23 protein-coding genes and 1 tRNA gene are annotated in these 26,661 nt (G+C 52.2%); 10 read left to right on the plus strand and 14 right to left on the minus strand.

Annotation, left to right across the window (positions count from 1 at the left end):
- The first annotated feature begins 59 nt into the window (after nucleotides 1-59).
- The 3 genes from GS535_RS07635 to GS535_RS07645 are packed head-to-tail and all read left to right on the plus strand — an operon-like array spanning nucleotide 60 to nucleotide 3,125.
- Nucleotides 60-440, plus strand: coding sequence for a hypothetical protein (locus GS535_RS07635; protein ID WP_160791806.1), 381 nt, complete (start codon nucleotides 60-62; stop codon nucleotides 438-440).
- Between the two features lie 52 nt (nucleotides 441-492).
- Nucleotides 493-2,208: a copper resistance system multicopper oxidase gene (locus GS535_RS07640; protein ID WP_160791807.1), complete on the plus strand. Its 1,716-nt coding sequence runs from the start codon at nucleotides 493-495 to the stop codon at nucleotides 2,206-2,208.
- Complete coding sequence (locus GS535_RS07645; protein WP_160799187.1) at nucleotides 2,208-3,125, plus strand: copper resistance protein B; 918 nt, start codon at nucleotides 2,208-2,210, stop codon at nucleotides 3,123-3,125. Before GS535_RS07640 ends, GS535_RS07645 begins: the two co-directional genes overlap by 1 nt.
- Here the strand turns inward: GS535_RS07645 and GS535_RS07650 are convergent.
- Nucleotides 3,109-4,257: a Na+/H+ antiporter NhaA gene (locus GS535_RS07650; RefSeq protein WP_160791809.1), complete on the minus strand. Its 1,149-nt coding sequence runs from the start codon at nucleotides 4,255-4,257 to the stop codon at nucleotides 3,109-3,111. The two genes, GS535_RS07645 and GS535_RS07650, sit on opposite strands and share 17 nt — an antisense overlap.
- A gap of 68 nt (nucleotides 4,258-4,325) precedes the next feature.
- Here GS535_RS07650 and GS535_RS07655 point away from each other — a divergent pair, with 68 nt between their 5' ends.
- Together GS535_RS07655 and htpG are read left to right on the plus strand one after the other, a co-directional pair.
- Nucleotides 4,326-5,126, plus strand: coding sequence for an SDR family NAD(P)-dependent oxidoreductase (locus GS535_RS07655; RefSeq protein ID WP_160791810.1), 801 nt, complete (start codon nucleotides 4,326-4,328; stop codon nucleotides 5,124-5,126).
- A 142-nt stretch (nucleotides 5,127-5,268) separates the two neighbouring features.
- On the plus strand, nucleotides 5,269-7,137 hold the full coding sequence (htpG, locus tag GS535_RS07660; RefSeq protein ID WP_160791811.1) for a molecular chaperone HtpG: 1,869 nt from the start codon (nucleotides 5,269-5,271) through the stop codon (nucleotides 7,135-7,137).
- A gap of 603 nt (nucleotides 7,138-7,740) precedes the next feature.
- Here htpG and GS535_RS07665 read toward each other — a convergent pair.
- From GS535_RS07665 to GS535_RS07680, 4 genes are read right to left on the minus strand one after another with little or no spacing between them, the layout of a single operon-like run.
- Entirely contained in the window at nucleotides 7,741-11,139 is a 3,399-nt protein-coding gene (locus tag GS535_RS07665) for an AAA family ATPase (protein WP_160791812.1), read from the minus strand.
- Nucleotides 11,139-12,380, minus strand: coding sequence for a DNA repair exonuclease (locus tag GS535_RS07670; RefSeq protein ID WP_160791813.1), 1,242 nt, complete (start codon nucleotides 12,378-12,380; stop codon nucleotides 11,139-11,141). Before GS535_RS07670 ends, GS535_RS07665 begins: the two co-directional genes overlap by 1 nt.
- Before the next feature lie 9 nt (nucleotides 12,381-12,389).
- On the minus strand, nucleotides 12,390-12,878 hold the full coding sequence (locus GS535_RS07675) for a DUF892 family protein (protein ID WP_160791814.1): 489 nt from the start codon (nucleotides 12,876-12,878) through the stop codon (nucleotides 12,390-12,392).
- A gap of 36 nt (nucleotides 12,879-12,914) precedes the next feature.
- Nucleotides 12,915-13,880 carry a bile acid:sodium symporter family protein gene (locus GS535_RS07680; protein ID WP_160791815.1) on the minus strand — a complete coding sequence of 322 codons (966 nt, stop codon included), beginning with the start codon at nucleotides 13,878-13,880 and terminating at the stop codon, nucleotides 12,915-12,917.
- 121 nt (nucleotides 13,881-14,001) lie between these two features.
- Here GS535_RS07680 and GS535_RS07685 point away from each other — a divergent pair, with 121 nt between their 5' ends.
- Nucleotides 14,002-15,870, plus strand: coding sequence for a glycoside hydrolase family 32 protein (locus GS535_RS07685; RefSeq protein ID WP_237442244.1), 1,869 nt, complete (start codon nucleotides 14,002-14,004; stop codon nucleotides 15,868-15,870).
- Between the two features lie 150 nt (nucleotides 15,871-16,020).
- On the opposite strand, the gene GS535_RS07690 is transcribed toward GS535_RS07685, so the two are convergent.
- From GS535_RS07690 to GS535_RS07720, 7 genes are all read right to left on the minus strand, one after another.
- Complete coding sequence (locus GS535_RS07690; protein ID WP_160791817.1) at nucleotides 16,021-16,881, minus strand: aldo/keto reductase; 861 nt, start codon at nucleotides 16,879-16,881, stop codon at nucleotides 16,021-16,023.
- A 114-nt stretch (nucleotides 16,882-16,995) separates the two neighbouring features.
- A tRNA-Phe gene (locus GS535_RS07695) sits at nucleotides 16,996-17,071 on the minus strand.
- Between the two features lie 118 nt (nucleotides 17,072-17,189).
- Complete coding sequence (locus GS535_RS07700; protein WP_160791818.1) at nucleotides 17,190-17,393, minus strand: DNA gyrase inhibitor YacG; 204 nt, start codon at nucleotides 17,391-17,393, stop codon at nucleotides 17,190-17,192.
- Complete coding sequence (locus GS535_RS07705; protein WP_160791819.1) at nucleotides 17,390-18,445, minus strand: ribonuclease E/G; 1,056 nt, start codon at nucleotides 18,443-18,445, stop codon at nucleotides 17,390-17,392. The genes GS535_RS07700 and GS535_RS07705 overlap by 4 nt, the downstream gene beginning before the upstream one ends.
- Nucleotides 18,446-19,096: a nucleoside triphosphate pyrophosphatase gene (locus GS535_RS07710; RefSeq protein WP_160791820.1), complete on the minus strand. Its 651-nt coding sequence runs from the start codon at nucleotides 19,094-19,096 to the stop codon at nucleotides 18,446-18,448.
- Nucleotides 19,097-19,118: 22 nt separating this feature from the next.
- Complete coding sequence (infA, locus tag GS535_RS07715) at nucleotides 19,119-19,337, minus strand: translation initiation factor IF-1 (RefSeq protein WP_018979849.1); 219 nt, start codon at nucleotides 19,335-19,337, stop codon at nucleotides 19,119-19,121.
- 178 nt (nucleotides 19,338-19,515) lie between these two features.
- Nucleotides 19,516-20,160 (minus strand): DNA-3-methyladenine glycosylase, encoded by a 645-nt coding sequence (locus GS535_RS07720; protein WP_160791821.1) that lies wholly within the window; start codon nucleotides 20,158-20,160, stop codon nucleotides 19,516-19,518.
- A gap of 111 nt (nucleotides 20,161-20,271) precedes the next feature.
- Between GS535_RS07720 and GS535_RS07725 the strand changes: the two genes are divergently transcribed.
- The 4 genes from GS535_RS07725 to GS535_RS07740 all read left to right on the plus strand — a co-directional run bounded on the left by GS535_RS07725 (nucleotide 20,272) and on the right by GS535_RS07740 (nucleotide 24,013).
- On the plus strand, nucleotides 20,272-21,294 hold the full coding sequence (locus GS535_RS07725) for an energy transducer TonB (RefSeq protein WP_370518147.1): 1,023 nt from the start codon (nucleotides 20,272-20,274) through the stop codon (nucleotides 21,292-21,294).
- Between the two features lie 67 nt (nucleotides 21,295-21,361).
- Complete coding sequence (locus GS535_RS07730) at nucleotides 21,362-22,345, plus strand: hypothetical protein (protein ID WP_160791954.1); 984 nt, start codon at nucleotides 21,362-21,364, stop codon at nucleotides 22,343-22,345.
- A 92-nt stretch (nucleotides 22,346-22,437) separates the two neighbouring features.
- Entirely contained in the window at nucleotides 22,438-23,370 is a 933-nt protein-coding gene (locus GS535_RS07735; RefSeq protein ID WP_018979844.1) for a ribose-phosphate pyrophosphokinase, read from the plus strand.
- A gap of 43 nt (nucleotides 23,371-23,413) precedes the next feature.
- Nucleotides 23,414-24,013 carry a histidine phosphatase family protein gene (locus tag GS535_RS07740; RefSeq protein WP_160791822.1) on the plus strand — a complete coding sequence of 200 codons (600 nt, stop codon included), beginning with the start codon at nucleotides 23,414-23,416 and terminating at the stop codon, nucleotides 24,011-24,013.
- 75 nt (nucleotides 24,014-24,088) lie between these two features.
- On the opposite strand, the gene GS535_RS07745 is transcribed toward GS535_RS07740, so the two are convergent.
- Together GS535_RS07745 and GS535_RS07750 are read right to left on the minus strand one after the other, a co-directional pair.
- The gene (locus tag GS535_RS07745) at nucleotides 24,089-24,922 is read right to left on the minus strand and encodes an oxidoreductase (RefSeq protein ID WP_160791823.1); all 834 of its coding nucleotides are present in this window, start codon (nucleotides 24,920-24,922) and stop codon (nucleotides 24,089-24,091) included.
- A 157-nt stretch (nucleotides 24,923-25,079) separates the two neighbouring features.
- Nucleotides 25,080-26,651 (minus strand): TolC family protein, encoded by a 1,572-nt coding sequence (locus tag GS535_RS07750; RefSeq protein WP_160791824.1) that lies wholly within the window; start codon nucleotides 26,649-26,651, stop codon nucleotides 25,080-25,082.
- Nucleotides 26,652-26,661 lie beyond the last annotated feature (10 nt).

The following is a 26,661-nucleotide window of genomic DNA, read 5'->3' on the forward strand; positions in this document are numbered from 1 at the left end:
AAGGGAGTGGGTCTTTCTTATGTGATTCTATCAGCAGCTATACCATAAGGACACTCATCGTGGTCAGAAAGCTGACATATTTGGCACTGACAATGCTGGCCCTGCTGTCATTGCAGATAGGGCCGGTTACGATGACGCATGCCTCTACGTCATCTAACATGGTTTCGTCGATGCATTCTATGCATCATTCCATGGATCAGGCACATGGAGGATCTGACCTCCCGACCATGATGCAGGCTGCAGCTGGCCAGCATCACGCTATGATCGGTAAATGTTGCGTGACCCATAGTGGAGTATGTGACCTTGTGCTGCTGTCTGATCATAAAGCGCTTTTTGCTTTGAGGGATGGTAAGCGTGCTCGTTTGTATGAGGCCTTCCACCATCAACCGACAGCCTACGTCCCTGCTTTATTAAGGCCGCCGATCTCTTTTCTTGCGTGAGTTGTTTTAACGCCCGGTTTTGGGCAAGCGTTCAGCAAGGAAAAAGAAGCGTATGTCTTCGTTCTCTCTGTCTCGCCGTCACATGTTGGCGGGTTTGGGGGCGGTTGGTCTCGTGCCTTCTGCTCTCGCTCATACGGCCTCTTCAGCAGAAGCGGTTTTTGAGCTTCATATCACGCGTCGTTCCGCTCAATTTGGAGCGGTAACGGGGCCTATCTATTGCATCAATGGCAGCTTCCCTGGCCCGACATTGCGTTGGAAAGAAGGCCAAGAGGTCACGATTCATGTCGTGAATCATTTAGATGAACCCACCTCTCTGCATTGGCATGGCATCCGCCTCCCTGCAGACCAAGACGGTGTGCCCGGGTTGAGCTTTGCGGGCATTCCCGCTGGGGGGCGCTTTACCTATCATTTCCCTGTCCAACAGAGTGGCACCTATTGGTATCATAGCCATTCTGGCGGGCAGGAGCCTAATGGTCTGTCAGGGGCTCTTATTATTGAACCGGCTGGTGAAGACCCGCTGCCGCCGTCTGAGCGTGATTATGTCATTTTCCTCAGTGATTGGAGTGACGTTCCGCCAGCGGATATTATCAGCAACCTCAAAATGCAGAGCGATTATTATACGTTTCGCCAGCGGAGTGTGCAGAGCTTACCGCATGAGAGCCGTGTTGAAGGGGGCTTGGGACGCGCATTAGGAGACCGTTTGCGCTGGTCTCAGATGCGCATGGCCGCGACAGATATTTCAGATGTGAGTGGGGTTGTTTACCAGTATTTGCTCAACGGTAAGCGCCATCAAGAGCGCTGGGAAGGGCTATTTCACCCCGGCGAGCGGGTGAAGCTGCGTGTGATTAATGGCTCGGCTATGACCTTGTTTGATGTGCGCGTTCCCGGCCTTGAGATGGTCGTGGTGGAAGCTGACGGGAACCCCATTGAGCCCGTGACGGTGGATGAGTTTCGGATTGGTAATGGGGAAACCTATACGGTGTTGGTGCATCCTAAAGAGGACAAAGCCTATACCGTCTTTGCTCAAAGTGAAGACCGCACCGGTTTTGCGGCTGGTAACCTTGCCCCGCGGCCCTCACTGCAGGGCCCCATCCCTGAGATGGATCCGCGACCTGTGCGCGGTATGGCCGATATGGGAATGGGCTCTATGGGGGCTATGTCCGCTAAAGGAAAAATGGCCGGAATGATGATGGGGATGGATGGGATGGAACGTCCCTCTTCTACTCTTCCTGCTGGTGAGGCTGAGGAAATTGATGACCCCGGCCCTCTGTCATTGACGGTGGAAAATCAGAACATCGCAAAGCACCCGTTGGATCGCACCATGAGCCCCGGCGATGGTCTGGAGAAAACGGGTCGGCGCGTGTTGTCCTATAGTCAGCTGCGTGCATGCAGACCGTCGCATGATCCACGCCCGCCATCACGAGAGCTTATTCTCCACCTTACTGGGAATATGGAACGCTATATCTGGGGCTTTAATGGGCGCAAATTCTCAGAATCAGGCCCGATCCGTTTAAGGCGGAACGAGCGCGTACGCTTTACGATTATCAATGATACGATGATGGAACATCCCTTGCATTTGCACGGTCTATGGGGGGAGCTTGAAAATGGCCAAGGGGAGTATCGCCCCTTCAAACATACGATTATCACCCAGCCGGGCTCCATCACGCGGTCGCTCATTACGGCTGATGCCCCGGGGCGCTGGGCCTATCATTGTCATCTGATGTATCACATGGATACAGGCATGTTTCGTATTGTGGAGGTGGTGTGATGACCCAGCTCCTTAAAATGCTCCCCCTTTTCACGATCCTTATGGCAACAGCGGCTCAGGCTGAAGAGCCAATGGGGGATAGAGGCTCAATGGAAGGGATGGATATGGGCGATATGTCTCCAAAGCCACCTTCTAAGCCTGCGTCAAAACGTCCTAAGTCGGAGAAGACAGTACCGGGCGCTGTTCAGGCACGGAGGCAACACCCAGCGCGTATTGTGCATAAGGCAGTTGATGCGCCAATGGCGGCCCCGATGGTGACACTGGGTGGTGTTATGCCCGTGATGGATCAAGCGCGGTGGTTCCACGGTATTCTGAACGAGTTTGAAGGCCGGTATCAGGCTGGAGGTAAGAGTTCTCTTCGGTGGGATGGAGACCTCTGGTATGGCTCGGATTATAACCGGCTATGGGTTAAGAGCGAAGGCACGATGACTAAGGGAAAGGTGCATGATGGCAGTCATGAACTTCTCTATAGCCGGGCTATCTCATCGTACTTTAATCTCCAAACGGGTGTTCGGCTTGATATTGATTCAGGGCCAACGCGTCCGTGGGGTACCCTCGCGATTGAAGGGCTCGCGCTCTATCAATTTGATGTTCGTTTGGCAGGCTTTGTCAGTGGACGCGGTGTTGCGGCTCGGTTGGGAGGATCCTACGATATTCTTCTGACGAACCGGCTGATTTTACAACCTCAGGTCGAGCTTAATGCCTATAGCCAGTCTGACTGGCGGCGCGGCGTGGGGTCAGGACTGTCGGATATCGATACGGGGCTGCGGTTACGGTACGAAATTTGGCGTAAAGTCGCGCCTTACGTGGCGGTTACGTATGACAGCCCGCTTTATAAAGCGCGGCGCATTGCCCGGCAGCAAGGTGAAGGGGCTGCCCAAGCGCGCTTTACCTTTGGGATCAGGAGCTGGTTTTAGCCGCAGGAGGGAAAGCGTTGCGGAGGACGGCCCATCCCGTGAGTGCGGAAAGACAGGAGCCGACCAGCACGCCGCAACGCCCTTCCATCAAGGCGGTTGGGTTATGATAGGCTAAGGATGTGATCAAGAGGCTCATGGTAAAGCCAATTCCGCAAATCATGCTCAGCCCGATAAGCGCGCGCCCTCGCAAGGTGGGGCGAGCGGCTTTGTTGCGTGTGGCGAGCCAGACAGCCCCGCTAATCCCTAATGGTTTGCCCAGCCAAAGCCCAAGAGCGGCCCCCAGAAACGGCGCGGAGAGTAGAACAGAGGCGGTGCAGAGGCGGAGGTCAATCCCTGTGCTGCTCAGCGCAAAAAGAGGGAGGACGACAAGTCCAACGGGTATGGCAAGCATGTGTGCAAGGCGGAGCCCTGTTTGGGGAGGGCAGCACAGGCCAAAGACAACGCCAGCGAGAGTGGGCTCCACACCAGCATGAAAGAGGGTGAACCAAAGGAAGAGTGTGAGGGGCAGAGAAAGCCAAAGAGCACTTTTCCCGATCCAGCTCAACGTGAAAAGGCCCAGAAATGGGGCTGCACTGAGGCCGAGCCATAGCATATGAGGCGTATGCCCATAAAAGAGCGCGAGGATGAGGATCGCGCCAAGGTCATCAAAAATGGCGAGTGCCAGAATAAAGGATCGTAAAGAGGCGGGAAGTCCCGGGATAAGAGCAAGCATGGGCACGGTAAAAGCGGCGTCCGTCGCGGTGGGTACAGCCCAGCCGCTAAGGAGTGGCCTAGAGGGGATAAGGGAGCCGCATAAGAACGCTATTAAAGCGGGGGCCAGCATGCCGCCTAAGGCCCCGATAAGGGGGAGGGTCGCTTCGCGCCGTCGGCTTAATGGCCCTCCGGGGCGCATATCTTGTCGGATATCTAACGCGAGCGCGGTAAAGAAGAGCGTCATGACGCCTTGGCTGATCCATCCTTCAAGCGAAAGCGGCAAGGATGGGATGGGAACGGCTATTAAACAGGCGTGATAAAATGTGCTGAACGATGAAGAGGCACAGAAAATACCAGCAAGAGCGCTGATGATAAGAAGACTTCCTGTGAGAGCTGGACGCGTTAAAGTTTTATAAAGTCGCGGGAGAAGGACTGACATAGACGGAGCTGATCACTTACATAGAAACGAGGCTATAATGACGCGCCATCATAAGAAAGGATAGAGTCATGACACACCCGAAGAAAGTTCTTGTCACAGGCGGTACGTCTGGCATTGGCTTGGCGATTGCACAGCGCTTTGCCCGAGATGGGCATGATCTCGTCTTGATTGGGAGCAACCCAACGCGTGATTATGGTTCTGCTGTGCGAGAGGTTCGTGTTGCGGCAGAAGAGGTCGGGTGTCAGCCGAATGTTATGGCGCATGGCGTCGATATTACAGACTTTGCTGCGGTTAAAAAATTACTCGCCCATGTTCATGATGAAGTGGGCACGTTCGATGTTCTCGTCCATAGTGCGGGTGTTTTCTTTGATACCCCTATTACTGATGAAACTCCCGATGCTTTTGTGCGTATGATGAATGTCAATGTAAATGGCATGTGGCATATCGTCCAAGCAGCGCTGCCTTATATGCGTCGGAAAATGGGGCAGACTAGTGGCGGTAAAATCGTCGCCATTTCGTCTATTTCCGGTTTTTATGGCTTTGCCAATTACTCTGGCTATAGCGCGAGTAAAGCAGCCGTGACATCTCTAACACGTTCTTTAGCGTTGGAGCTGGGGCCTCTGGGGATCAACATCAATGCAGTGGAGCCGGGTCGCGTCAAAACATCCATGCATGATGCGTTACTAAGCGACCCCGCGCAGGAGAATGTTTTGCGCGAGATTGCGGCATCAAACCCCAGCGGGCGTGCTTTCACGACCCCAGAGGATATTGCCAATGTCGTGGCCTTTTTAGCCAGTGAAGGAGCTATCGCGATGCATGGGGCTTCGTTAGTGGTGGATGAAGGGACGACGCTGGGCATTGTCTCGTAAGCTTGCCGTCATTGTCCTGCTATAATAGTTGAAAATAGGAAAAGAATTCCCATATATTATGTGTTTTCTAGGACAATAATGCACAGATGAGGTTGCCTAACATTGGGACCTCTCTCGTGCGATTAAAGGAACACATAACGCGATGAGCGATACACAGAACACGATGGAACAGCATCAATTTAGCGCTGAAGTTGGACAGCTTCTCGACCTAGTGGTGCATTCTCTTTACTCAGATCGTGAAATCTTCCTGCGCGAGTTGGTCGCTAATGCGGCTGATGCCATGGATAAAAGACGCTTTGAAGCGCAGACGGAGTCAGCTGTTGCGCTTCCAGAAGGGCCAACCATTCGCTTAGTGCCGAATAAGGAAGCGAAGACTCTGATCATCTCAGATGATGGTCTGGGGATGACGCGTGAGGAGTTGGTTCAAAATCTAGGCACCATTGCGCGCTCTGGCACAAAAGCCTTTGGTGAAAAGCTGAGTGCAGCGAAGCCGGAAGATCGCCCAAGCCTGATCGGTCAGTTCGGTGTCGGGTTCTACTCGGCCTTTATGGTGGCGGATCGTGTTGAGGTGATTTCCCGCAAGGCTGGCACCAATGACGCTTTTTCATGGCAGTCTGAGGGTAAAGGGGCGTATGCGTTAGGAGCAGCGCAGCGCGACCAAGCTGGAACGGATATTATTCTGCACATGAAAGAGGATGCTGAAGAGTTCCTCGATCCATGGCGCGTGCAGAGCATTATCCGCAAATGGGCTGATCATATTTCATGGCCGGTTGTTCTGCACGAAACAAAAGAAGACGGCACCAGCGAAGATAAAACCGTCAATGAGGGGACAGCTCTTTGGCGTCGTCCGAAGTCTGAGATCACGCCGGAACAATACACGGAATTTTACCGCCACGTCGCTCGGGCTTTTGATGAGCCTTATGCGACCTTGCATTGGCATGCGGAAGGGATGACAGAGTTTACGTCTCTGCTGTACCTCCCCGGGGCGCGTCCGATGGACTTCATGGAGCAAAGCAGCCGTGAGAGCCGCATTCACCTGCATGTAAAGCGGATGTTCATCACAGATGAGGCGAACCTTGTGCCGAACTGGCTGCGCTTCGTTCAAGGGGTGGTGGATACAGAAGATCTACCGTTAAATGTGTCCCGTGAGATGCTGCAGGCGACACCTGTCTTGGCGCGTATTCGCAAGGCGGTAACCCGTCGTGTGCTCAATGAAATCAAGAACCGTGCGAAAGAGGCGGATCAGGCATTCACAACCTTCTGGGATAATTTCGGTCTCGTTATTAAAGAAGGGCTGTGGGAAGATTCTGAGTATCGTCAGGAAATTGCAGGGTTTGCGCGTTTCCATTCTACCCATAGTGATGAGCTCACCACGCTGGATGATTATATCAGCCGCATGAAGCCAGAGCAGGATGCGGTCTATTATCTGGTGGGTGAGAGCCTAGACGCGCTGAAAGCTTCGGCTCAACTGGAAGGCTTCCGGGCACGCGGGCTGGAAGTGTTGCTGCTCTCTGATGCGGTGGATAGCTTCTGGCCAGAACGTCTCTATTCTTACCAAGACAAGACGTTCCGCTCTGTTGCGCAGGCGCATGGAGACCTTGAGAAGTTCGCTCCAGAAGGGGAGCTTCAGGGTGAGCCAGCTGAGATGGATAAGTTGGTTCCTGCATTGAAGGATGCTCTGGGTGAGGCAGTGAAGGACGTGCGCAGCACGGTTCGTCTGACAGGTAGTGCCGTGGTAATGACCACTGAAGGTGGGCCAGATTTGGCAATGCAGCGTCTGATGCGCCGTTCTGGGCAAGCTATGCCACCTGTGCCGCCTGTGCTGGAGTTGAACCCGCGCCATCCGCTCATTCGTGCGTTGGCTGATCGTGTTGCGAAGGGTGAAAGCGTGACAGAACATGCACGTATTTTGCTCGACCTTGCCCGCGTTCAGGAAGGGGAATCCTTACCAGACCCAAGCGGTTTTGCTCGCAGTCTTGCCTCTTTGCTGGCTGGAAAAGTGGAAAGCTAAAGAAAGCTTATTTTGTAGAGCATTATGGATGACGAAAGGGAGAGGGTCTGCAGGCCTTCTCCCTTTTTTGTTTCTACAGTGGCAGGATATGGTTGAGCTGATTGGCCGTTTTTAATGGTGAGGTAAAGGGTTATGAGATAGCGGCGATGTTTTGCGTGAGCAGAATAAACGCGATAAAGAGATGGAAACATTTTGAAGGGAATACGCAAAAACAATAACCTATCGAAATCAAATCAAGGCATAGGGTTACGTGTTCATTTTTGGGCACCAAAAGAGCAGAGGGGAACGATGATGCGTTTTTTTTCATATCGTGGTGCGACCGTCTGTCATCAAGAAAGATTAGGCTCGGTTCTGGGCCTTGCGACTGATTATCTCAAAGAGACGCTGCCATATACCAAGAGCTAAACCTAGAGGCGTAAGGGAGCGGCATGTCGCACCGCTTGGGAGCCGTTACAAAATCACGGAGGTCGTCTGTTAATGGTTCACGGATTTTCCTGATTAACAGCTCTTAGCAAGACCTGCTTTGATGAGAAAATCGGACGATACCATTGCTTATGACAAACCGTTATGTAGGGCGTTTGGTCATTTAATACCTCATAAACCCTAGCTCTCGACTGATAGGGTCAGCCGTTGTGCTTTTTCTGGTGGAAGATGGTCTAACGTGGCAAGCTGATGGGTGAAGAAGAAAACCTGCGTGCGCTGTGACAGTTCGGCAAGTAGTTCCATCCCTGCCTTTGTGCGTTTGTCATCAAAGGTGATGAAAAGATCATCGGCAAAGAAGGGAAGAGAAATGCCTGCATCCAGTTTCTGATGAATGTCAGCAAGACGGAGGGCAAGATAAAGCTGATCGCATGTGCCTTCACTCATCTGTGGTAGGGGCACAGCTTCTTGTTTATCAGGGCGTAACCCAACGAAGGTGAGCGTCCCTTTATTGTCGCTTTCTAGGGCAAGTTCTGCGTATTCGCCTAAGGTGAGGCGAGAGAAGCAGGTGCTCGCTAATGTTAGGAAGGGGCCGTGCAGTTTCTCTTTTTGCTGGTACAACATATGTTGGAGAAGCTGATACTGCGCATGAAGAGAGACATACTGCTTTGCTTCTTCTTCAATGCGCGCTTTGAGGTGTTGTAATTCTTCAGCGAGTGCTGAAGCCTCGTCTTTCTTTTCAAGCTGTTCAAGTTCTTGTTGAGCGTGGAAGAGCTGCTTACTGACGATGCTTTTCTCGTTTTCTAGGCGAGCGCTTTCTTTATTGATGAGAGCCTTTTTTTCGTCCAGTTGCTCATAATCGAGCGTGCCAAGTGCTGCAGTAATGTCATCAAGGGAGCGCCCTCGTCCGGCATTGAGCAGAGCGCGTTTGGCTGCGTGATAGGAGGTTGCAAGCTGGGCTGTCTCGCTATCACGTTGGGCGGTTTTTAGGAGGTCATCTAGGGTGCTGCCTTCCGGAAGGCGGAGAAGGAAGCGTGAGAGACGATCGTCGAGTATCTTGGCGTCTTCTTCCAGCTCAATAAGCGCCTCTTCCCTATCTTTCTTTTGTTTTAAGAGAATGTCTCGTTGTTTATCATCGCGCTTTGCGGCTTCTAATGTTTTCTCTAAAGCATCAAGAGAGACTGCTTGGTGGCGTTCTAAGAGTTGGGTGCGTTGTTGGTGACGCTTGCGGCGTTCTGATTCTTTATTTTGTTTCTCTTCAGAAATATATTGGAAGTCTTGTTGTGTTTTAATGAGTTCTTGATACGCAGGAAGAGCATCAGGGGAGAGGGTTAAAGGATAACCACTGTGTTGAGCTGCTTGAGTCCATTCTTCGTGCCATTCTTTGCGCTCGCGCTCAGCATCTGCAAGATTAGCTTTGAGGGTGATAAGGTTTTTTTGTGCACTATGATGCTCTCTTACAGCATGATCATAATGCTTTTGTTGTGAAGAAAGCTCTTCTATATTTCGTTTTGATATAGATATGATATGTGAAAGATCGCACTCTTTATGATGTGGGATGATCGCCTTAAATTGCTCTATGAGCTGATGGCGTTTGCGAGCAAGCTGCAGCATTTTTTCTTGCGTGTCATAGTACGCGTCATAACGCGCTAAAATAGCCGTGCGCTGCTGTCGCCATGTGGAAAATTGATGCGGAGTCAAAATGGGAAGGCCCGCTTCATTAAGGCGTTTGTTCCATTTTTCTTGTTCTTCTTGAAGGGCAGACAGAGCCGTTTTTTCTTCTTGCTGGGCATGACGGATGTCCAACGTTAGAAGTTCTTGTTGGCGGCGAATATCGCGCAAACGTGCGTCGATTTGGGCCGAGAGAAAACGCTGATCGGCAAGACGGTCGGTGTGATGAATTTGATTTTGAAGATTTTCCCAAGACGATAAGAATGTGTCTTTACTGATTTTATTTAAAAGATAATCACGTTTTTGGCGAGCCTCTTTAAGTGTGGCTTCAGAAACCCATTCAGGAGCATGGCTGAATTGGTGATAATGTTGTTCATGACGATCATAGGCGTGTTGCGCTGTCATGGCCTTTTGGGAGGCTTCACGCGCCTGTTGTGTATAGGCGTTAAAGATTGAGAGAATGTTCTGACATTCTTCTTCACTTGGCGGTGTGAGACGTTGCAGTTGAGTATCCGCCTCCTCAAATGTTCCTGTCCAAGGAGCTAAGGCTTCAAGGGATGTGATGATGGAGCGTTTTTGTGTTGCAAGCGTGCTCATCAAGGTGTCATGCTCTGTATCAAGCTGAGCATATGGGATAGCGGTATTAAGCCAGTCCTTGAGGGCGTTTAGTTGCTCTATGTTAGGGGCTTGTGGCAGCTCTTCTGGGGGAGAGGCATAGGCAAGAGCGCGCTGACGTTCTTTAAGACGTGCGGTAATCTCAGCATACCTTTCTAATAAATCCGATAGTGGCTTTAATTGAGCAAGTGTTGGAAAGCTGCTTTCTTCTGAGAGGGAAAGATGAGCGAAAAGCTCCGTCCTTTTTTGGTCAAGTTTAGTATAGGTTCTTTCTCTCTCTTGGAACTCTCTTTGATGTTGGGCGTCCTTAAGCGCTTCTTGGGAAAGAAGCATGAGAGTCTTTTCATCGTCAAGCAGGGATGGACGTGCACCAAGGGTGGCGAGTTCTTCCTTATTATTTTCAAGAAGAGCATTGTTTTTTGCAATCTGCTGATGAGAGCTATCACGAGCATCAAAAAGAGAAATGATTGTTTCTGATTCGTTTTTATCAAAAGCGGGTTGTGGTCGTTCATCAACGAGACGCTTTGCTTCTTGATAGCTGGCATAGGGGCCAATAAGTGCTTGGAGATGGGCGTATTCATTGCTTTGTTGAATGAGATTACTATTTTGTATGTGTAATGATTTGTAGTGCTCATTGTGATTTTGAACGGTCGCTTGTGCTTCCTTGAGTTTTTGCGGAGATGTTGTGGCGTCTCTTAGCGCTTTTTTCGTGTCATGATAATTCTTAATCAGTTCCTTTATGCGGGGATTCCGTCGTTTTTTGTCCCAAGAGTCACTTTTCTCCTTTTCTAGGGAGGCGATAATGTCGGAAAGGTTGTCAATATTCCCCAACTCTCTTGCAAGGTTGGTTGTTTCGGCATTTTGACGCTCATGAGCGACTTCTTTTCCGCCCTCAGCAAGGCGCGTATGGTCAAGGGCCCACGAGAGGAAGAATTCTTCGCGCGTTAATTGGCCATAGGCTTGTATAAGTAATGCTGGGTTGAGAGGTGTTGTGTCGTCTTTGTCAAAAAAATCGCCTCTTTTGGTGGCAGGGCGGCGGCGCCACGCTGTTTGTGTATGACCATCATGACTAAAGGTCGCGCCAAGGCGAATAAGGCTCGTGCTGTATTTCCAATTTTCGCCTTGCGTATGTTGATGAAAGCCGAACAGAAAGTCACGAAATGCGCGTAAGAGAGTAGATTTCCCTGCTTCATTAAGGCCGTAGATAATATGGAAGTCATGAGTTCCTGTAGGGAAGGAAAATGTTTTGTGCTCAAAACCGCCGTAATATTTGAGAGAAAAATCATGGAAACGCATTAGAGAGCTCCTCCCTTTAAGCGATAAGTGAGCGCAGAGCGGGCATCGTCAAGAGTGTCTTCATCGTATGGTGACGGAAGAGCGCTTTTAATGTCATCGGGAAGTTGTGCGAGAAAAGCAGCGAATTCCTGATCCTTTTCTTTTGCGTTAATGAGGTCTGCCATAGCCTCTGTAAAACTTTGGTTGAGTGCTTCGTGGTGGAGAGTGGTTTCTGCCCGAGGTTCTGACGTGTTGATGATGATTTTTTCAATACCGAGAGAGCGCGTGTCTTCTTTGATGAGCTCTGGCAAAGCATGAAGCGTGTCTTTCCAGTCCGTTCTGCCACATAGGAAGCCGTGAAGGGACGTTCGTCCGGTGAGGGTGATCCGTACGACAAGAGAACGGTCAGGGTGCGCTGTAAAGACCTCTTTGAGGGCGTGTTGGACGCGTTCTTCAAGCTCGAAAGGGGCGTCTGCACCTGTGAGGTCGACCGTGATAGGGTTCCAGCGAAGCACATCGCAGGCAACGGGACGGACGTCGGTGATCTGTCCATTGTCAACGTCTGCAAGCATGACACCGCACATCCCTGTTTCTTGAATATGGCGTCCTTGCAGCACACCGGGATAGACAACCCATGAAGGCGTTTGTTGGACGATCTGAGCGCGGTGCACATGGCCAAGTGCCCAATAATCATAGCCCTTGCTGTTGAGCTCATCGAGCGTACAGGGGGCGTAACTGTCATGACCGTCCGAGACGCCTTCTAGGGAGGTATGAAGCACGCCGATGTTCAGGAAACCTTCGTGAGCTGCGGGGTAGTGTAGAGCGAAATCGTCTGGGACGTGACGTTTAGGAAAGCTGCGCCCATGCAGAGCGACATTCCATTTGTCGAGAAGAATGGTTTCTGCCTTTTGGGAGGAGAAATGATGCACGCCCTCGGGCATATGGAATTGTTGCTGAACAATGGAAACAGCGTCATGATTACCTGAGAGGGAGAAGACCTCAATCCCTGCTCTGGTTAATTGAGTGAGCATCTTCACCATAAAGAGGCCCGTATGGGAATCCTTCCACGGGCCATCATATAGATCCCCTGCGAGAAGGACGAAGGCGACCTTTTCCGTAATGGCGAGTTCAACGAGATTTTCGAGTGCACGGCGGGTTGCATGGCGGATCTCGTCTTTGGGCAAGCTGTCATACCGGTCAAGGCCTCGGAGTGGGCTATCAAGGTGGATGTCAGCGGCGTGAAGAAAGCGGAAGGACGACATAAGGCTGTGTTAGCTTTCCAGCTCATCAAGAAGGGAAGGAAGGACTTCTTTTAGGTCGCGCGAAGCATTTTTACTCATTTGTCGGAGCTCAGAAAGGGTCTGTGTTTCGCGGTCAAGGCCCTGTTTGTCAGCTAAGAGGCGTAGCAGCGCGAGAGAGGTGCGCTGGCGTGCAATGGCGCCTGCGAGGTTGAGCACGACACCGAGAAGATGGTGCGGTGTTTGGCCGGGTGGCAAGCAGGAAACCATTGTATCCAGCATAGAAGAGACGGTGTCATGATCATCACGAGGCTTTTCCCCATGCTGGCGCAACATCCGGTTGATGTGTCGCGCTTGCTGGCGATTTTGCTCCAAAATGGTGGTGATCCATTGCTGCAGCGTTTTAGGAGCCTCGGGTCGGCTGAGGGCCTCAAGGAGATTTTCGCGTAGGCTTTCGGTTAAGAGCGTGTGGGCGTGAAGGTGTTCAATATAAGTTTCAGTCAGAGCATGACGGTTAGGCATAGAAAGATAGATCCGAGCGAAAGGGATGGCTATACGTTATGAGCTGCGTCGCTGCGCGTAATGGCGCGCGAGAACGGTGCAGACAAAAAGCTGAATTTGATGAAATAGCATAAGCGGCAACACGACAATCCCTGCGCCGGAAGGGAAAATGACGCTTGCCATAGGAACCCCGGTTGCCAATGACTTTTTAGAACCGCAAAATTGGAGCGAAATATCATTTTCAATCGTCTGTCCCATCAAGCGGCCCAGAGCAGCCGTGAGGCCTAAGATAATGGCGAGCAAGAGGCTATCTAATACAGCAACTTCTCCAAGTTGAATGAGCGGGATACGATGCCAGAGCCCTTGCAGCACAGCGGCACTGAAGGCGGCATAGACCATAACGATAATTGAGCCACGATCGGTAAAAGACAGCAGCACTTTATGTTTTTTGACGATTGGCCCAACCCATCGTTGCACGAGTTGCCCGATAATGAAGGGCAGGAGAAGTTCACGACTGACATCAATGATCGTGCCAAGGCCAGACCCACTATCACTGCGATGGAGCAGTAAGCCTGCGAGGAGCGGTGTAAAGAGGATTCCCAGAATATTAGACACCGTGGCGGCACAGATAGAGGCTGGAACATTGCCGCGTGCAATGGATGTCAGAGCGATGGATGATTGCACGGTGGAGGGCAGGCAGCACAGGAAAAGCACACCTGTCCATAAATCAGGTTTAAGGAGCCCATTGGGGAAAATGACATGGCAGAGCGCGAAGAGGCCGAGTCCGATAAGGGGGAAAACGCCAAAGCTCATGATCAGCGTTGCCCCTTGTAAACGCCAATCTTGGAGACTCTCAACAATGGCATGGCGTTGTAATTTAGCCCCTTGGAAAAAGAACATCAGTGTGACCAACAAAGAGGTTAGACGTGAGAGCCAAGGTTGCAAAGAAGGCGGGCATGGGAGGAAAGACGCCAAGAGGACGGCACAGATCAAGGAAGTAAGAAATGGATCGAGGCGCTTCATGGCATTTTCCCGTGAGAATAAGGGGCCGTCAAAGAGAGAGCTTGCAAAAGCAGAGCAACTATAGTGACATCATCGCATTATGTGCAAAAGACGTGAAGGTCGTGTGATGATGAATCGGCGTATGGCTCTGGGATCGTTTCTTGCGACAGGGGCACTCTTTGGGCGGGCATACGCGGGCTCTGCGACGAAGGGAGATGACGCACCGGCGCAGCCTAATAACGCGCATGGCGAGCCGGGTAATAACCCCAATATTGCCTCTGCCCCTGTTGCGACGACACCGCAAGATGTCCTCTACCGGCCGACTATTCACTTTACGCCGCCAACAGGCTTTATGAATGACCCGAACGGGCTCATTTTTGATGGTCATTATTATCATCTTTATTATCAGTATAATCCGTATGCGCCTTATGCAGGGCATGTGCATTGGGGTCATGCGGTCAGTACAGATCTTTATCATTGGCAAGATCTGCCTACGGCTATTCAAGAAACAGAAGCCGGAGAGGCGTATAGCGGATGTGCGGTGTTAGACCGTGATAATAGATCTGGCTTGTTTCCTCCTCGGACATCACAAAACCCCCAGCCAGGGGCTGCGACGACGGCTGCGCAGGAAGCCGCGCAAGACCTCACGCCAGAATTGCAGAAAGGACGGCCTGTTGATCTCACTGCCAGTGAGCGTGAGGTTTTGGGGATAGAGCCATCCAAAGACGGGCTTTTTCATGAGCTATCGCATCCCGTTGCTGAAGACATCTCTCCTGCTCCGATGGATACGGGTTTCCCTCCGATGGCCGGCGGGCTCGTCGCTCTCTATACGCGAGCAACGCCGCAACGTCAGACACAATATGTGGCGTGGAGTCCCGATGGGGGCCAAAGCTTTATTGATTACACCAAGAATCCCATTCTGGATATTGGGCATAACTCGTTCCGTGACCCTAAAGTGCTGTGGCATAGTGATAGTGGAAAATGGGTGATGGTCGTGGTGCGTGCGCGCGACCATAAAGTGTCCTTTTATGGGTCGTTTGATTTATTGCATTGGATGCATCTCAGTGATTTCGGCCCTGCCGGTGTTATTGGGGTGGATTATGAATGCCCTTCCCTTATTGAAGTTCCCGTTGAAGGAGAAGGGAAGAATGACACGCGCTGGGTGTTGTTTGTGTCCGTTAATCCCGGCGGCCCTCAGGGGGGCAGTATTACGCAATATTTTGTTGGGCATTTTGACGGGGAGCGGTTTGAGCCTGAAGATACGGTTGTCGGTCTTACAGATTTTGCAAAAGATAGTTACGCTTTGCAAACATATGAAAATATGCCCGGTGGTGTGAAAACCTATTTCGCTTGGCTCAATAATTGGCAGTATTGCGAGGAAGTTCCTAACAAAAAATGGCGTGGGACGATGACGCTTCCTCGTCAAATTGTGTTGAGACGCGATGAGGCTGGGTGGTTGCGTTTGGTGCAAAATCCGTACCGGTTAGAAGCGCTCCGTTTGAAAGCCTTGCCTTTTAATAAAAAACGTCTTCCACAGCAAAGTAGCACGCAGGTGGCGATTCCGGTGATGCAAGCCGTAGAAGTGCTGTTGGATGTGACGATTGAAGACCGCGGCACAGTGGATCCAGATGGGGATCAGGGGCGTTCTGGACGTTTTGCGGCGATCTTCTCGAACCGTCAGGGCGAGAGCTTGAGCATCGGTTTTGATGCGTTTTCAAGCCAAATGTGGCTCGATCGCAGTAATCTTCATGGCTTTAACCATCCCTTCTTTACAGGAAGCTTTTCGTCTCCTCTCGTGCCGGGCAGCAAGCGCTTTAAATGGCGGATCATTCTCGATGCCAGCACGTTGGAAGTGTTTGCCAATGATGGGATGTCGGTTGGCAGTGCCCTCGTATTCCCGACGAACCCATTGGAGGTTTTAACGCTTCAAGTCACCAACGCAGCGGCGACGTTGCATCATGTCGAGATTTTTCCGCTTCGTGCGACGATGAATCGTTCCGTTGATGGGTGAAGGAGAGCCTGTTTCATTGCTGATGCTCTCTTTGGAGCGATGTGTATTATTATCGTAACAAAGGAACAGCTGGTACTAGGGCGCCGTTTTCCATACGGCTCTCGCAACAGGTGTGTTCATCAGAGCTGTATGGAAAAAGACCGTTGTTGATCAGATAACGGCTAAAGGTTCTTTGTGACGAGGTGGCGGGAACGCGCGGTCAAGTGCTGCGAGGTCGGCTTCTGTCAGCTGAATCTCGGTCGCGGCGCGATTATAATGTTGGTGATGTGGCGTTGCAGCTTTGGGAATGGGGATAACATTAGGGCGGCGCAGTACCCACGCGAGAGCAATCTGCGCGGGAGTCGCGGGGCCAAGAGATGTTTCATGCTGCTGAGCAATCTGTACCAACGTGGCGCTCTTGAGAAACGCACCGCCCTGCCCAAGGGGGCAATAGGCCATGCTGGCGACATGATGGCGGGCATCGCGTTCTTGCAGGTCATATTCTGTGCCACGATAAATCAGACTGTAAAGAATCTGGTTCACCATCGCCTGAGGGTTAATGCGATCCAGAGTATTCATGTCGTCTGTATCAAAGTTTGAGACACCCCAGCGTTTAATGAGGCCCTCTTTTTGCAGTGTTTCAAAGGCTCCAATCGTTTCTTCTAGCGGTGTGCTGCTGCGCCAATGAAGGAGGTAGAGATCAAGGCTATCTGTTTGAAGATAGCTCAGTGAACGCTTACAGGCTTTAATCGTGCTGTTATAATCTGCATTAGAGGGTAGGACTTTGCTGACGAGATACACATCATCACGCCGTCCACGAATAGCCTCACCGACGACGGATTCAGAGCGACCAGAGCCGTACATTTCAGCCGTATCAATGAGGCGAAGCCCGCTATCAAGCCCTTCTTGGAGGCTGCGCACTTCGTCTTTACGGCGTGCGGGGTCATCGCCCATACGCCATGTGCCCATACCGAGCCGTGGAATGGAGGTGCCATCGCGAAGTGTTATGGTGGGAAGGGTCGAGGCTGCCATAGCGGAAGCTCCTTATGTCGAGACTGTCATAGAAAGACTCTAGAACATGATCAGGACAGGAGAACGCTTTTACTCTTTTTCTTCAAGCAAAGAATAATTTGTAGGGAAATTAAATGGTGCCCGAGGGCGGGATCGAACCACCGACACTGCGATTTTCAGTCGCATGCTCTACCAACTGAGCTACTCGGGCACCGGGCAAGGCTACGAATAAGAAGCACCTGCTGTGATGAGGGGTTTACCTCATGATGGGGAGGGGATCAACCCTCTATCTGATGTTTTCTGCTCAGGAGGGAAAAGAACGTAGCGTGTTACCGGTCATTTTGTTGGTGAGCGGCAGCTTTGTGCGCTTGGGCGAGCTCTTCTCGGTCGGCAGGGTCGTCATTATCTTGGCGGAAAGAGGGTACGCGATAATCGCCTTTAAACCAGCGACCAAGATCAATTTGAGCGCAGTGGTCTGAGCAAAAAGGACGATAATTTTGAGCAGTTGGTTTTTTGCAGATGGGGCAGCTCATGACAGGTTCCAACAGCAAGAGGAAGAGGGTGGGGCAACATGCAAAGCCAGAGGCTGGCAGCGAGTGCGTACACATTCTGACAGCGCATCTGGGTCTTCTTCAAGGGCGTGTACGATCTCAGGCGGAGCGTGGAGCGTCTGGCCGGGGAGGTTGTCACGTATAATTTGGCGCAAAATGGCCAAACCCTGCCCATGAGGAGAGCGCATGAGTTCGTGAAGCGGAGGGCGACGGCGCGGGCGGGTGAGTTCGAGGAGCCCCGATGGGGTGACGCCCGTGACCCGGGGTTGTAAGGGGTCTTTTTCCTGCTCAACCGCTTTTTTGAGGAAGGGCACAAGGGCAGGGCGTTTGCGACTGCGGACACCAGCGGGATCAATTAAAAGTGTGCCGGAGAGATTGCGCAAGCGAATGTGTCGCAACAGCTCAGGAAAGCAGGCCACATTTGTCGCGAAGTCGGGATGCGATGCGGAATCAAGGTCAATCGCTGTGAGAGCGGGTGTGGGAGAAAAATGTGCGATGAAAGGCCCAAGGGAAGCGGAAGGCTGCATGAGGGCATCCCACTCTCCTTCAAGGACAGTATCGAAACTTTTGGGAACCCGTTGAACGCGGGATTTGAGAGCAGCAGGGAGGGCTGCCGCGACGGTCATATCATCGACGATAATAGGAGCGTGAGGAGCGCGTTCTACCAGTTCTTCAAGAGCAGAGGGGCCGCATTGTAGAAGGCGTGGTTCCGTGGCCGGAGGAAGGGAGGCTGGGCGAGCAATGGGTTTAAAGCGAGCACCCTTGCCATTTTGTGCACAACGGATGAGCTGCGCGCAGAGCAACGAGCCTTCTGTTATCTTCTTCCGTGAGGTCAGGAAGCCATCGGCCCCCTGATCTGTTTGGATAAAGGCTCCATCAAGGGACGGGACGACAGTTTTGACGCGGACGTCATAAATATTGCCCCAGCCATCGGGGGCGCCTGGGCGCCAGAGGGCGACATCAACAAGCGTGTCGTCCTCGAGCAAAGCAATGCGAACTTCTCCCGGGGAGCCAGAAAGCCGCAGCTCTATCATTTAAGGTAGCCAACGTGCGTGAGCGGGACGTGGTTGCCCGCGAAGGAGTTGGGCTGTTTCAAAGAGCGGAAGTCCCACAACCCCAGATGCGCTACCACTGATCTGGCGGATATAGGCCGCGGCTGCTCCTTGGAGGGCATACCCACCTGCTTTGCCGCGCCAGTCTCCTTGGGCGATGAGCGCGTCAATCTGCTGGGAGGTCAGGCGGTTGAAAATAACAGATGTTTCCACCAGCCGTGCATTATGATGCCCCTCAGGCCAAGCAGCACTTGGGCAGCATACGACCGAGGTAAGCACTTTATGACGCCGCCCCGAGAGCAGAGAGAGACAGTGCCGTGCCGTGTCTTCATCAAGCGCTTTAGGGAGAATGCGACGCCCGACCGCGATGACCGTATCGCTCCCGAGAATGAGGGCTGGTTTAGTCGTCTCACGAGCAATTTTTTCTGCCTTTTCGCGCGCCATACGAGCCGCGTAAGGACGGGGGAGCTCCCCAGCCTGTGGCGTTTCGTCAATGTCAGCAGGGCGAATCTCATCAGGAGGCAGGCCGATTTGCTCAAGTAAAGCCAGTCGCCGGGGGGAGGCGGATGCTAAAATGAGAGCCGGGCGCTCCCTTGTGGGGACGGCAGAAGATGCGGTCGAAGAAGCCACCATAGAAGGCGAAGCCCTCTCGTGCTTATTTAAAGCGGAAGGTGATGCGACCTTTGCTGAGGTCATAAGGGGTCATTTCCACATTCACGCGGTCACCAGCGAGGACGCGAATACGGTTTTTGCGCATTTTGCCGCTTGTATGGGCCAAAATAGTATGTTCGTTATCGAGAGTAACGCGGAACATGGCATTAGGCAGAAGTTCAGAAACTGTGCCGGTGAATTCGATAAGATCTTCTTTAGGCATGGGTATCCTTGGCCAGAAGGAGGGTGGAATAATGTTCATGCAACAACGAAGACATAATTGAGACAGCCTTCATCACAGCATAATTTGTCGCATTATGTGCGACGCTCATCGCCTGACGTCAAGAGAAATAGGCTTAAGCGCGTTGCTTTACCTGATTTTAGCGCCTGACTGTTGCTTCTTAACGAGGGGAAGCAGAGAGCGGTAGGCGAGCTTTTGCTTCCCAGCAATACCATGTGAGGGTAGAGCGGTGAGGGGCAAAAAGGGTCGTTTTTTGAAGAAGCTCTGTAGGGGTAGGGCGGTGAGCGAGCTGTTTGAGGCGGCGCCAGCCCTCGCGCACGCCGAGGTCATGAGCTGGGAAAATATCGGGTCGGTGAAAGGTGAACAAAAGCAACATTTCGGCTGTCCAACGGCCAATGCCCTTAAATTGTGTAAGTGTATTGATTAAGGCGTCATCACTCCACGTGATGGCTTCTTGCAAAGAGGGAAGTGAGCCATTGTGTTGAGCGGTGGCGACCCGTTGGATGGTGTCGATTTTTGCTCGGGAAAGGCCGCAGCCTCGTAACGTTTCATAAGAGAGCTGCGCGAACTGTTCTGGGGATGGAGGGCGCGATGGGTCGTGAGGGTTGAGAGCACAGAGACGGCTAAAGATAGCACGCGCTGCGGCATTATGGAGTTGCTGGCCCGTAATGGCTTTGAGCAGGGATGTATAAAGGGAGGCTTCAGGGGAGGGTGTTGAATCAACACGAAGGGGGCATGGGCCGATAATGTTGATAAAGCGAGCAAGGTCTGGGTCTGTCTGAAAAGCAGTGGGGAGAGAAGACATTGCGTTAAATTAATCCATTAAAACGTGGAGAAGTCCGGATATTTCAAAAGGGACTAATGACAATACGGTCTTTTCTAGGGCACAAGGAAGTGTCATAACTATGATCCTGTTGTGCCCCTCTTTTTATCGGTGGAAAAACGCCTTGTGACGTTATCGGATGTTGCCCCAAAGCGCTACCGTGAGCGTTTGAGTGAATATGTGGCTGTCCCATCAGGGCTCGAGATGGCGCGTACCCCTATGGTGCGTCCTCAGTTGGTGGTGGACACACCATTGGTGGGCACAGCTTTTCTCTCACTTTTGGTGCATATCTTTTTGTTTTGGCTGTTTTCAGCAGTACCATCTCAACCGCATGGCTCACCTCAAGGTATGGATCAGCCGCAGGTGGATATGGTGTTCGATACGCCACCGGTAAAGCATAGTGAGCAAGGGCCGCGATCACGTGAGGATGGCGGTGGGTCATCGTCTCCTGCTGCATCCTCAACAGAATCATCGCCAACAGCTGTTGCTCCGACGACGCAGCAACCTTCTTCGGCACCGAGTGTGCCGTCTCCATCGGGCGAGCTCGCGGATGCCCCTGAGACTTCTCATGCGATTACACCTGCAACGCCCAAACATACGCATAAAGCACGTCCCTCTCCGACAAAGCATCGCACGCAGGCGCATCAGGACAATAATCCTTTTGCTCATCCGATGGATCTCTCCTTTAGTGGTGAGCCGTCTCCCCATCCACGTCATCGCGGACGCCGTGGTGGCTCTGGTGGGCCGATTGACCTGTCAACGGGGCCTCTCAGCCTGAATGGCCAGGTGAATGCCCCCTATAAAACGCAAAATAGCGTGAAAGGGGTGAGCTCGGATTATGGTGAGGAGATTGATCGTTGGGTGCGTACGCATATGTTTTATCCCGATGAAGCCCGTAATGCTGGAGAGGATGGCCCGTCTTCTGTTCATGTTGTTATTAACCGCAGCGGGCGGGTGACAGCTGTGCGTCTTTCGGGGCAATCAGGGTCATATTCGCTTGATGCAGCAACGGTTGGTATGTTCCAAGGGGCGCAGTTGCCTCCAGTGCCGCCAGATATGGCAGGGGATCATTTTGATCTTGATGTAACGATTAACTACATCCTGCTTCATCGTTAATCAGAGTAGAACCCTTTTGAGGGTATGATGGATGCCCGCATTGATAGTATCGGATCATAGAGTGGCTATGCGTTTTTGTCGTACCCTGTGCGTTTTGATGCCTTTGCTTGGATTGCCGGGCTGTTTGAGTGTGTCGCATCCTTTTGCCAATCCCGGGCAAGAGGCGCGCCGCTTAACGCAGGATAATCTTCCACCATCGCGGCTTTCTGTGCCGGTTCCCGTGCCGGTTAATGCTCCGTGGCGCCCGGCCACTGCGCGCTGGGCGAAAGATGTTGTTGTTGCGCTGCTCGGGCAGTCAGTTCCGGCAGTGTCTCAGAACCCTAAGCCAGGTGATTGGTGGGTGCGTCTTGGGGCAAAACATGCGCCTGATGGTGGTGTGATCCCACGCTATGCCATTGTGGGGCCGGACGGGCGCGTGCGGGCGCGCGGTGAAGGCGCGGAGATTGATCGTGCTGGTTGGCTGGCGGCAGACCCTGATGCGCTCAATACGGTAGCTTTACAGATGGCGCCTGATATTGCGCAGAATCTGACAGGGATCCAAGCTGATTTGATGCATAGCGACCCTCATAGCTTGATGAATAGAGCAGCGCGGGTCTATTTTGCTGGCGTGCAAGGTGCGCCGGGGGATGGCAATGTGGCGCTAGGGCGTGCGTTCTATACGCTCTTCCCTGATACGCGTAATACCGTGCAAACATCGGCTAAAGGTGCGGATTATACGGTTAAGACGACGGTCAAGATTGCGCCACTTCCTACCGCACCTAAAGCCAAAAATGCTGAGCAGCTCGTGACGATTATCTGGCATGTTTTAACTCCCAAAGGGCAGGAAGCGGGTGCTGCAACGCAGGTGCATGGGGTGCCGGCTCATTCGCTCGATGGGGCATGGGGTGATGTCGCTGAAGCCGCAGCTCAGGAGGCCGCGGGTGCTGTGCATACGATCATCACGAATTATTCAGGGCGTGACCATAAGTCACTTCCACCGCAAACGGGGGTGGATAAAGACGATGATGATATGCCGCTTATGCATACGTCGCCTACGAGCCCTGCACGTTAATAAAGACCGATCTGTCGAGAAAGCCATGACAGAGAGAGGGTAGGCTGGTAGAAGGAAGGCGCTCTTTTGCCAGTCTGTGAGAATGCCTGATTATGAAAATCGTCGCCTGTAACAGTAACATCCCGTTAGCCACGGCGGTGGCTAAAGAACTCGGCCTCCCTCTGTGTAAGACCATGATCCGGCGCTTCTCTGATGGTGAAGTGTTTGTTGAGATTCAAGAAAATGTGCGTGGAGAGGATATGTTTGTCCTCCAAAGCACATGCACACCGACCAATGATAATTTGATGGAATTATTGATCGTTCTTGATGCTCTACGTCGTGGCTCTGCACGCCGTATTACGGCTGTGATGCCGTATTTTGGCTATGCTCGGCAGGATCGTAAGTCCGGCCCGCGCACGCCTATTAGCGCCAAATTGGTCGCGAACTTGCTGACAGAAGCCGGTGCGAGTCGGATTCTGACCATGGACTTGCACGCGATGCAGATCCAAGGCTTTTTTGATATCCCAACCGATAACCTCTACGCGGCTCCTTTGTTCGTGCGCGATATTATGGCGCGTCATGCTGATCGTGACTTGATGGTGGTTTCGCCAGATGTGGGCGGGGTGGTGCGCGCTCGTCAGCTTGCTCGTCGTCTCAATGTCGATTTGGCCATTATTGATAAACGGCGTGAGCGCGCTGGTGTCTCTGAGGTGATGAACGTTATTGGAGACGTGCGCGGGCGCTATTGCGTGTTGGTGGATGATATTATTGATAGTGGTGGATCACTCTGTAATGCTGCAGAGGCACTCATGCGTTATGGGGCTGCCGGAGTGGAGGCTTATGTGACGCATGGTGTGTTGACCGGCAATGCATGTGAACGTGTGACAGAAAGCCCGATCAACATGTTGACCCTGACAGATAGTATTCCGCCAACAGAAGCCTTGACGCAATCACCAAATATCCGTCAGATCACAACAGCTGATCTGTTAGGACGTGCTATCCGTGCGGTGTCGGATGAAAGTTCCGTCTCGACATTATTTGATTGAGGCAGGTCGTTTGACCTGATCGATGAGGGAGTAAATCACGGCCATGTCTCAACTGCTTGCGCGCCCCTATTGGTTTTTGCGCCATGGGGAAACAGAGTGGAATGCTCGCCATTTGTCACAAGGGCGGACGGATATTCCTCTTAATGATACGGGCATTGCTCAGGCGAAGCGTGCAGGAGAGGCGCTAGCTGCTCTTTTTGCTCAGGGAGAGCGTCCTTTTTCTTATATTGTGGCCTCTCCTTTGATGCGGGCTTATGTCACGGCTGAATATGTGCAGCAGGCCATTAAAGAGAAGGCTGGCGTTGAGCTCCCTCTTACACATGATAGAGACCTCCAAGAGGTGTGCTTTGGTGTGCAGGAAGGCAAGCCTATGGGGGACTGGTATAATCCTTGGATTGAAGGACATTTTGTTCCTGAAGGAGGAGAATGCTTTGAGGAGCTGACCGCGCGTGCTGTTCAAGGCGTTAATCGTGCTCAAGAGCAGGCTGAAGGGGTTCCTCTTATTGTGGCTCATGGTGCTCTTTTTCGGGCGCTTCGTTATGCGATGGGGCTTGAGGTGAATGTCCGTTTAGCCAATGCGGTTCCTGTGAAGGCCTACCTTGATGGTCAGCAATGGGTGTTGGAGCAGAGCCTTTCTGTGTAACGGCGTGATCGTTGGTTTCTCTCCTATTGTCAGGGAAAAGGGGAGAGAAACACGGATACGGGGTTAGGGCGTTTGCTACTTTTGAGCTCTCTTTGCTGTGAGGCGAATAAGACGGTCGAACAGACGATCTGAGAGAAGACGTCGGAAGAGAAGTAAGGGTTTAGCGCCTAAGCCTGCGACATACCGTGTTTTTGGCCGATCTGTCGTTACGGCCTTGACGATGGTGTTGGCGATGAGTTCAGGAGCTGATTGATAGCGGCGGCTGAGTGTGCCGGTTATTGTTTGGGCCATCGCGTGTGCCTGGGCAGCGTAGGGCCCGTGACCAGAGGTCTTGAGGAGTTTTGCTGCGGCAATGTCGGCCCATTCTGTTTTGATACCTCCGGGTTCAATAATGACGACATGAATGCCGAAGGGCGCCACCTCTAGGCGTAAGCAGTCGCTGAGCCCTTCAAGGGCGAATTTACTGCCATGATACCATCCACCAAGTGGTGTATAAATTTTCCCACCGATAGACGAGACGTTGATGATGGTGCCAGATTTTTGCGCGCGCATATGGGGCAGGGCAAGTTGTATGAGGCGCATAGCGCCAAAAACGTTAACGTCGAACTGGGCCCGTGCTTCCTCTAGAGAAATATCCTCAAGGGCGCCGTAAGCGCCATAGCCTGCATTGTTGACCAGAACGTCAAGACGACCGGATTGTGTCATAATATGGGTGATCGCCGCGTGTCGGGAGGTTTCGTCCGTTACATCTAACGAGAGTATATGAATCCCTAAACGGCTCATGGGCTCCATACGTTCAACACGCCGCGCAGCTGCGTAAACGATGTATCCTTGTTGGAGAAGCTTTTTGGCGGTGACTTCACCAATACCGGAGGATGCGCCAGTGACGAAGGCAACTTTATAGGACATGAAATAAGGTCTTCCTCAGACGGTTAACCTCTTTTGTGCGAGAGGATGATGTCCCGTCACGAGAGAGTCTCCCATAAGGTGGATGTTTTCAATTGTCGATCAAGAAAATGATGGTGGTGTATCCATAACGTTGCTGTGATGCGTGATGGAGAGAGGCTTAGGGAGTGGCTTCATAGGGGTCGGTGATACTGTTTTGAACGGCGTTAGCATCACCGAGAGAGCCTGTGGCAAAGGCAAGGGAGGCGGCGGCGATGAGGGTTGTGTAATAGCTATCTGAGCGCATGATCGTGGCGTTAAAGAGGGATGTTTGTAGATCGAGAAGGCGCGTGACGGACCCTTCCCCCGTGTTATAGCTTGCTAAAGCGGCATCAAATGCTGTTTGGGCTGTGTGTTCAATTTTTTGGGCAGCTTGGTACGCGCTCACGCCTGTATGAAGCGTATTCTCTGCTGAGACAATGGATTGGACAGAATGGTAGCGTGTATCACGCAATTGGGCATCAGCACTATCGGCTTGGTCTTTACTCCGTTTGAGCTGTGCTTGCCGCATACCGCCATCAAAAATAGGCATTGTAATTTGCCCTAAAATAAGGCCGCCAAAGCCATTGCCATTTACGCTCAACGGGGAGCTTCCAAGGCCGGAAAGGCCAAGATGGCCAACGCCGTAAGCTGCATTACCAGAAAGGGAGACTTTGGGAAGAAATTCAGCTCGAGCCGCTTGGATTTGACTGCGAGAGGCGCGAGCTTTGGCGTAGGCGGCAAGAACATCAGGGCGACGGGCAACGGACTCTTGCACCATTTTTTCACTCAATGTGACGTCATGAACAGTTAAAGCGCGGTCGGCTTCCTTTTGAAGAGAGAGACGAGTTGTTGGAGAGATACCCATGGCTGTCATCAAGGCGAGGTAGTGGTTTTCTAGATCGCCACGTGTCTGGACTAAGTTAAGTTCCGCTTGTGCTGTGGCTTGTTCAGCGCGTGCTGTATCAATAACGGTGGCTTGCCCGTTTAGGAGGCGGGCTTTTACAGCACGTTCAATCGCGCGCGTGTTATGGAGTGCTTGTTCGATCAGGTGAATATGCGCCTCAATAGCGATGGTGAGATAGTATGCTGAGGTTACCTCATAAACAACTTTTTGATGGGCTCCTGTAAAAAGAATATTGCTCGCTAATGAATTTTGTTGAGCCGCGCTTATACTGGCAGAGCGTTTTCCGAAATCAAACAGAAGCCAGCTGAGCGAGAGTGCTTGGACTTCCCCTTCTCCTGAAAGGCGTGGGCTGCCATGCATGGTGGAGTTGCTGATATGCGTGTTGAGATGGCCGTACCCGCCTATAACGCTGGCGGTGAGTTGAGGGAGATAGGCTGCCCGGGTGAGACCTGTCGCTAATGCACTGTCACGGGCTGCATTCCACGCAACACGCGTTGTCGGACTGCTAGATTGAGCAATATCAACCAACTCAGGGAGGGAGTAACTGTGGTCGGGGGGTAAATGGAGCGGCGTGTCTTGGTGTGGCAGGGTGTAGTCTGTCGGAAGACGGTATCCCGGTGGTAAAGCCAGCCCTTTATGGTGGTGAAGATGCTGGGATTGAGGGGGCGTGATCATGCCATGCTCATCACTCGTAGCGGCCCATGGCTGATCTGGTGCGGGGGGAGCATCATGGAGTGACGTTGTCGCGCAACCGCAAAGGAGGCAGAAAAAAGCGCTTGGGAAGAGAGTAGAAAGAGCGTGTTTCATGAGATGTGTA

It is taken from the genome of Saccharibacter sp. EH611, assembly GCF_009834765.1.
Lineage (GTDB): Bacteria > Pseudomonadota > Alphaproteobacteria > Acetobacterales > Acetobacteraceae > Saccharibacter.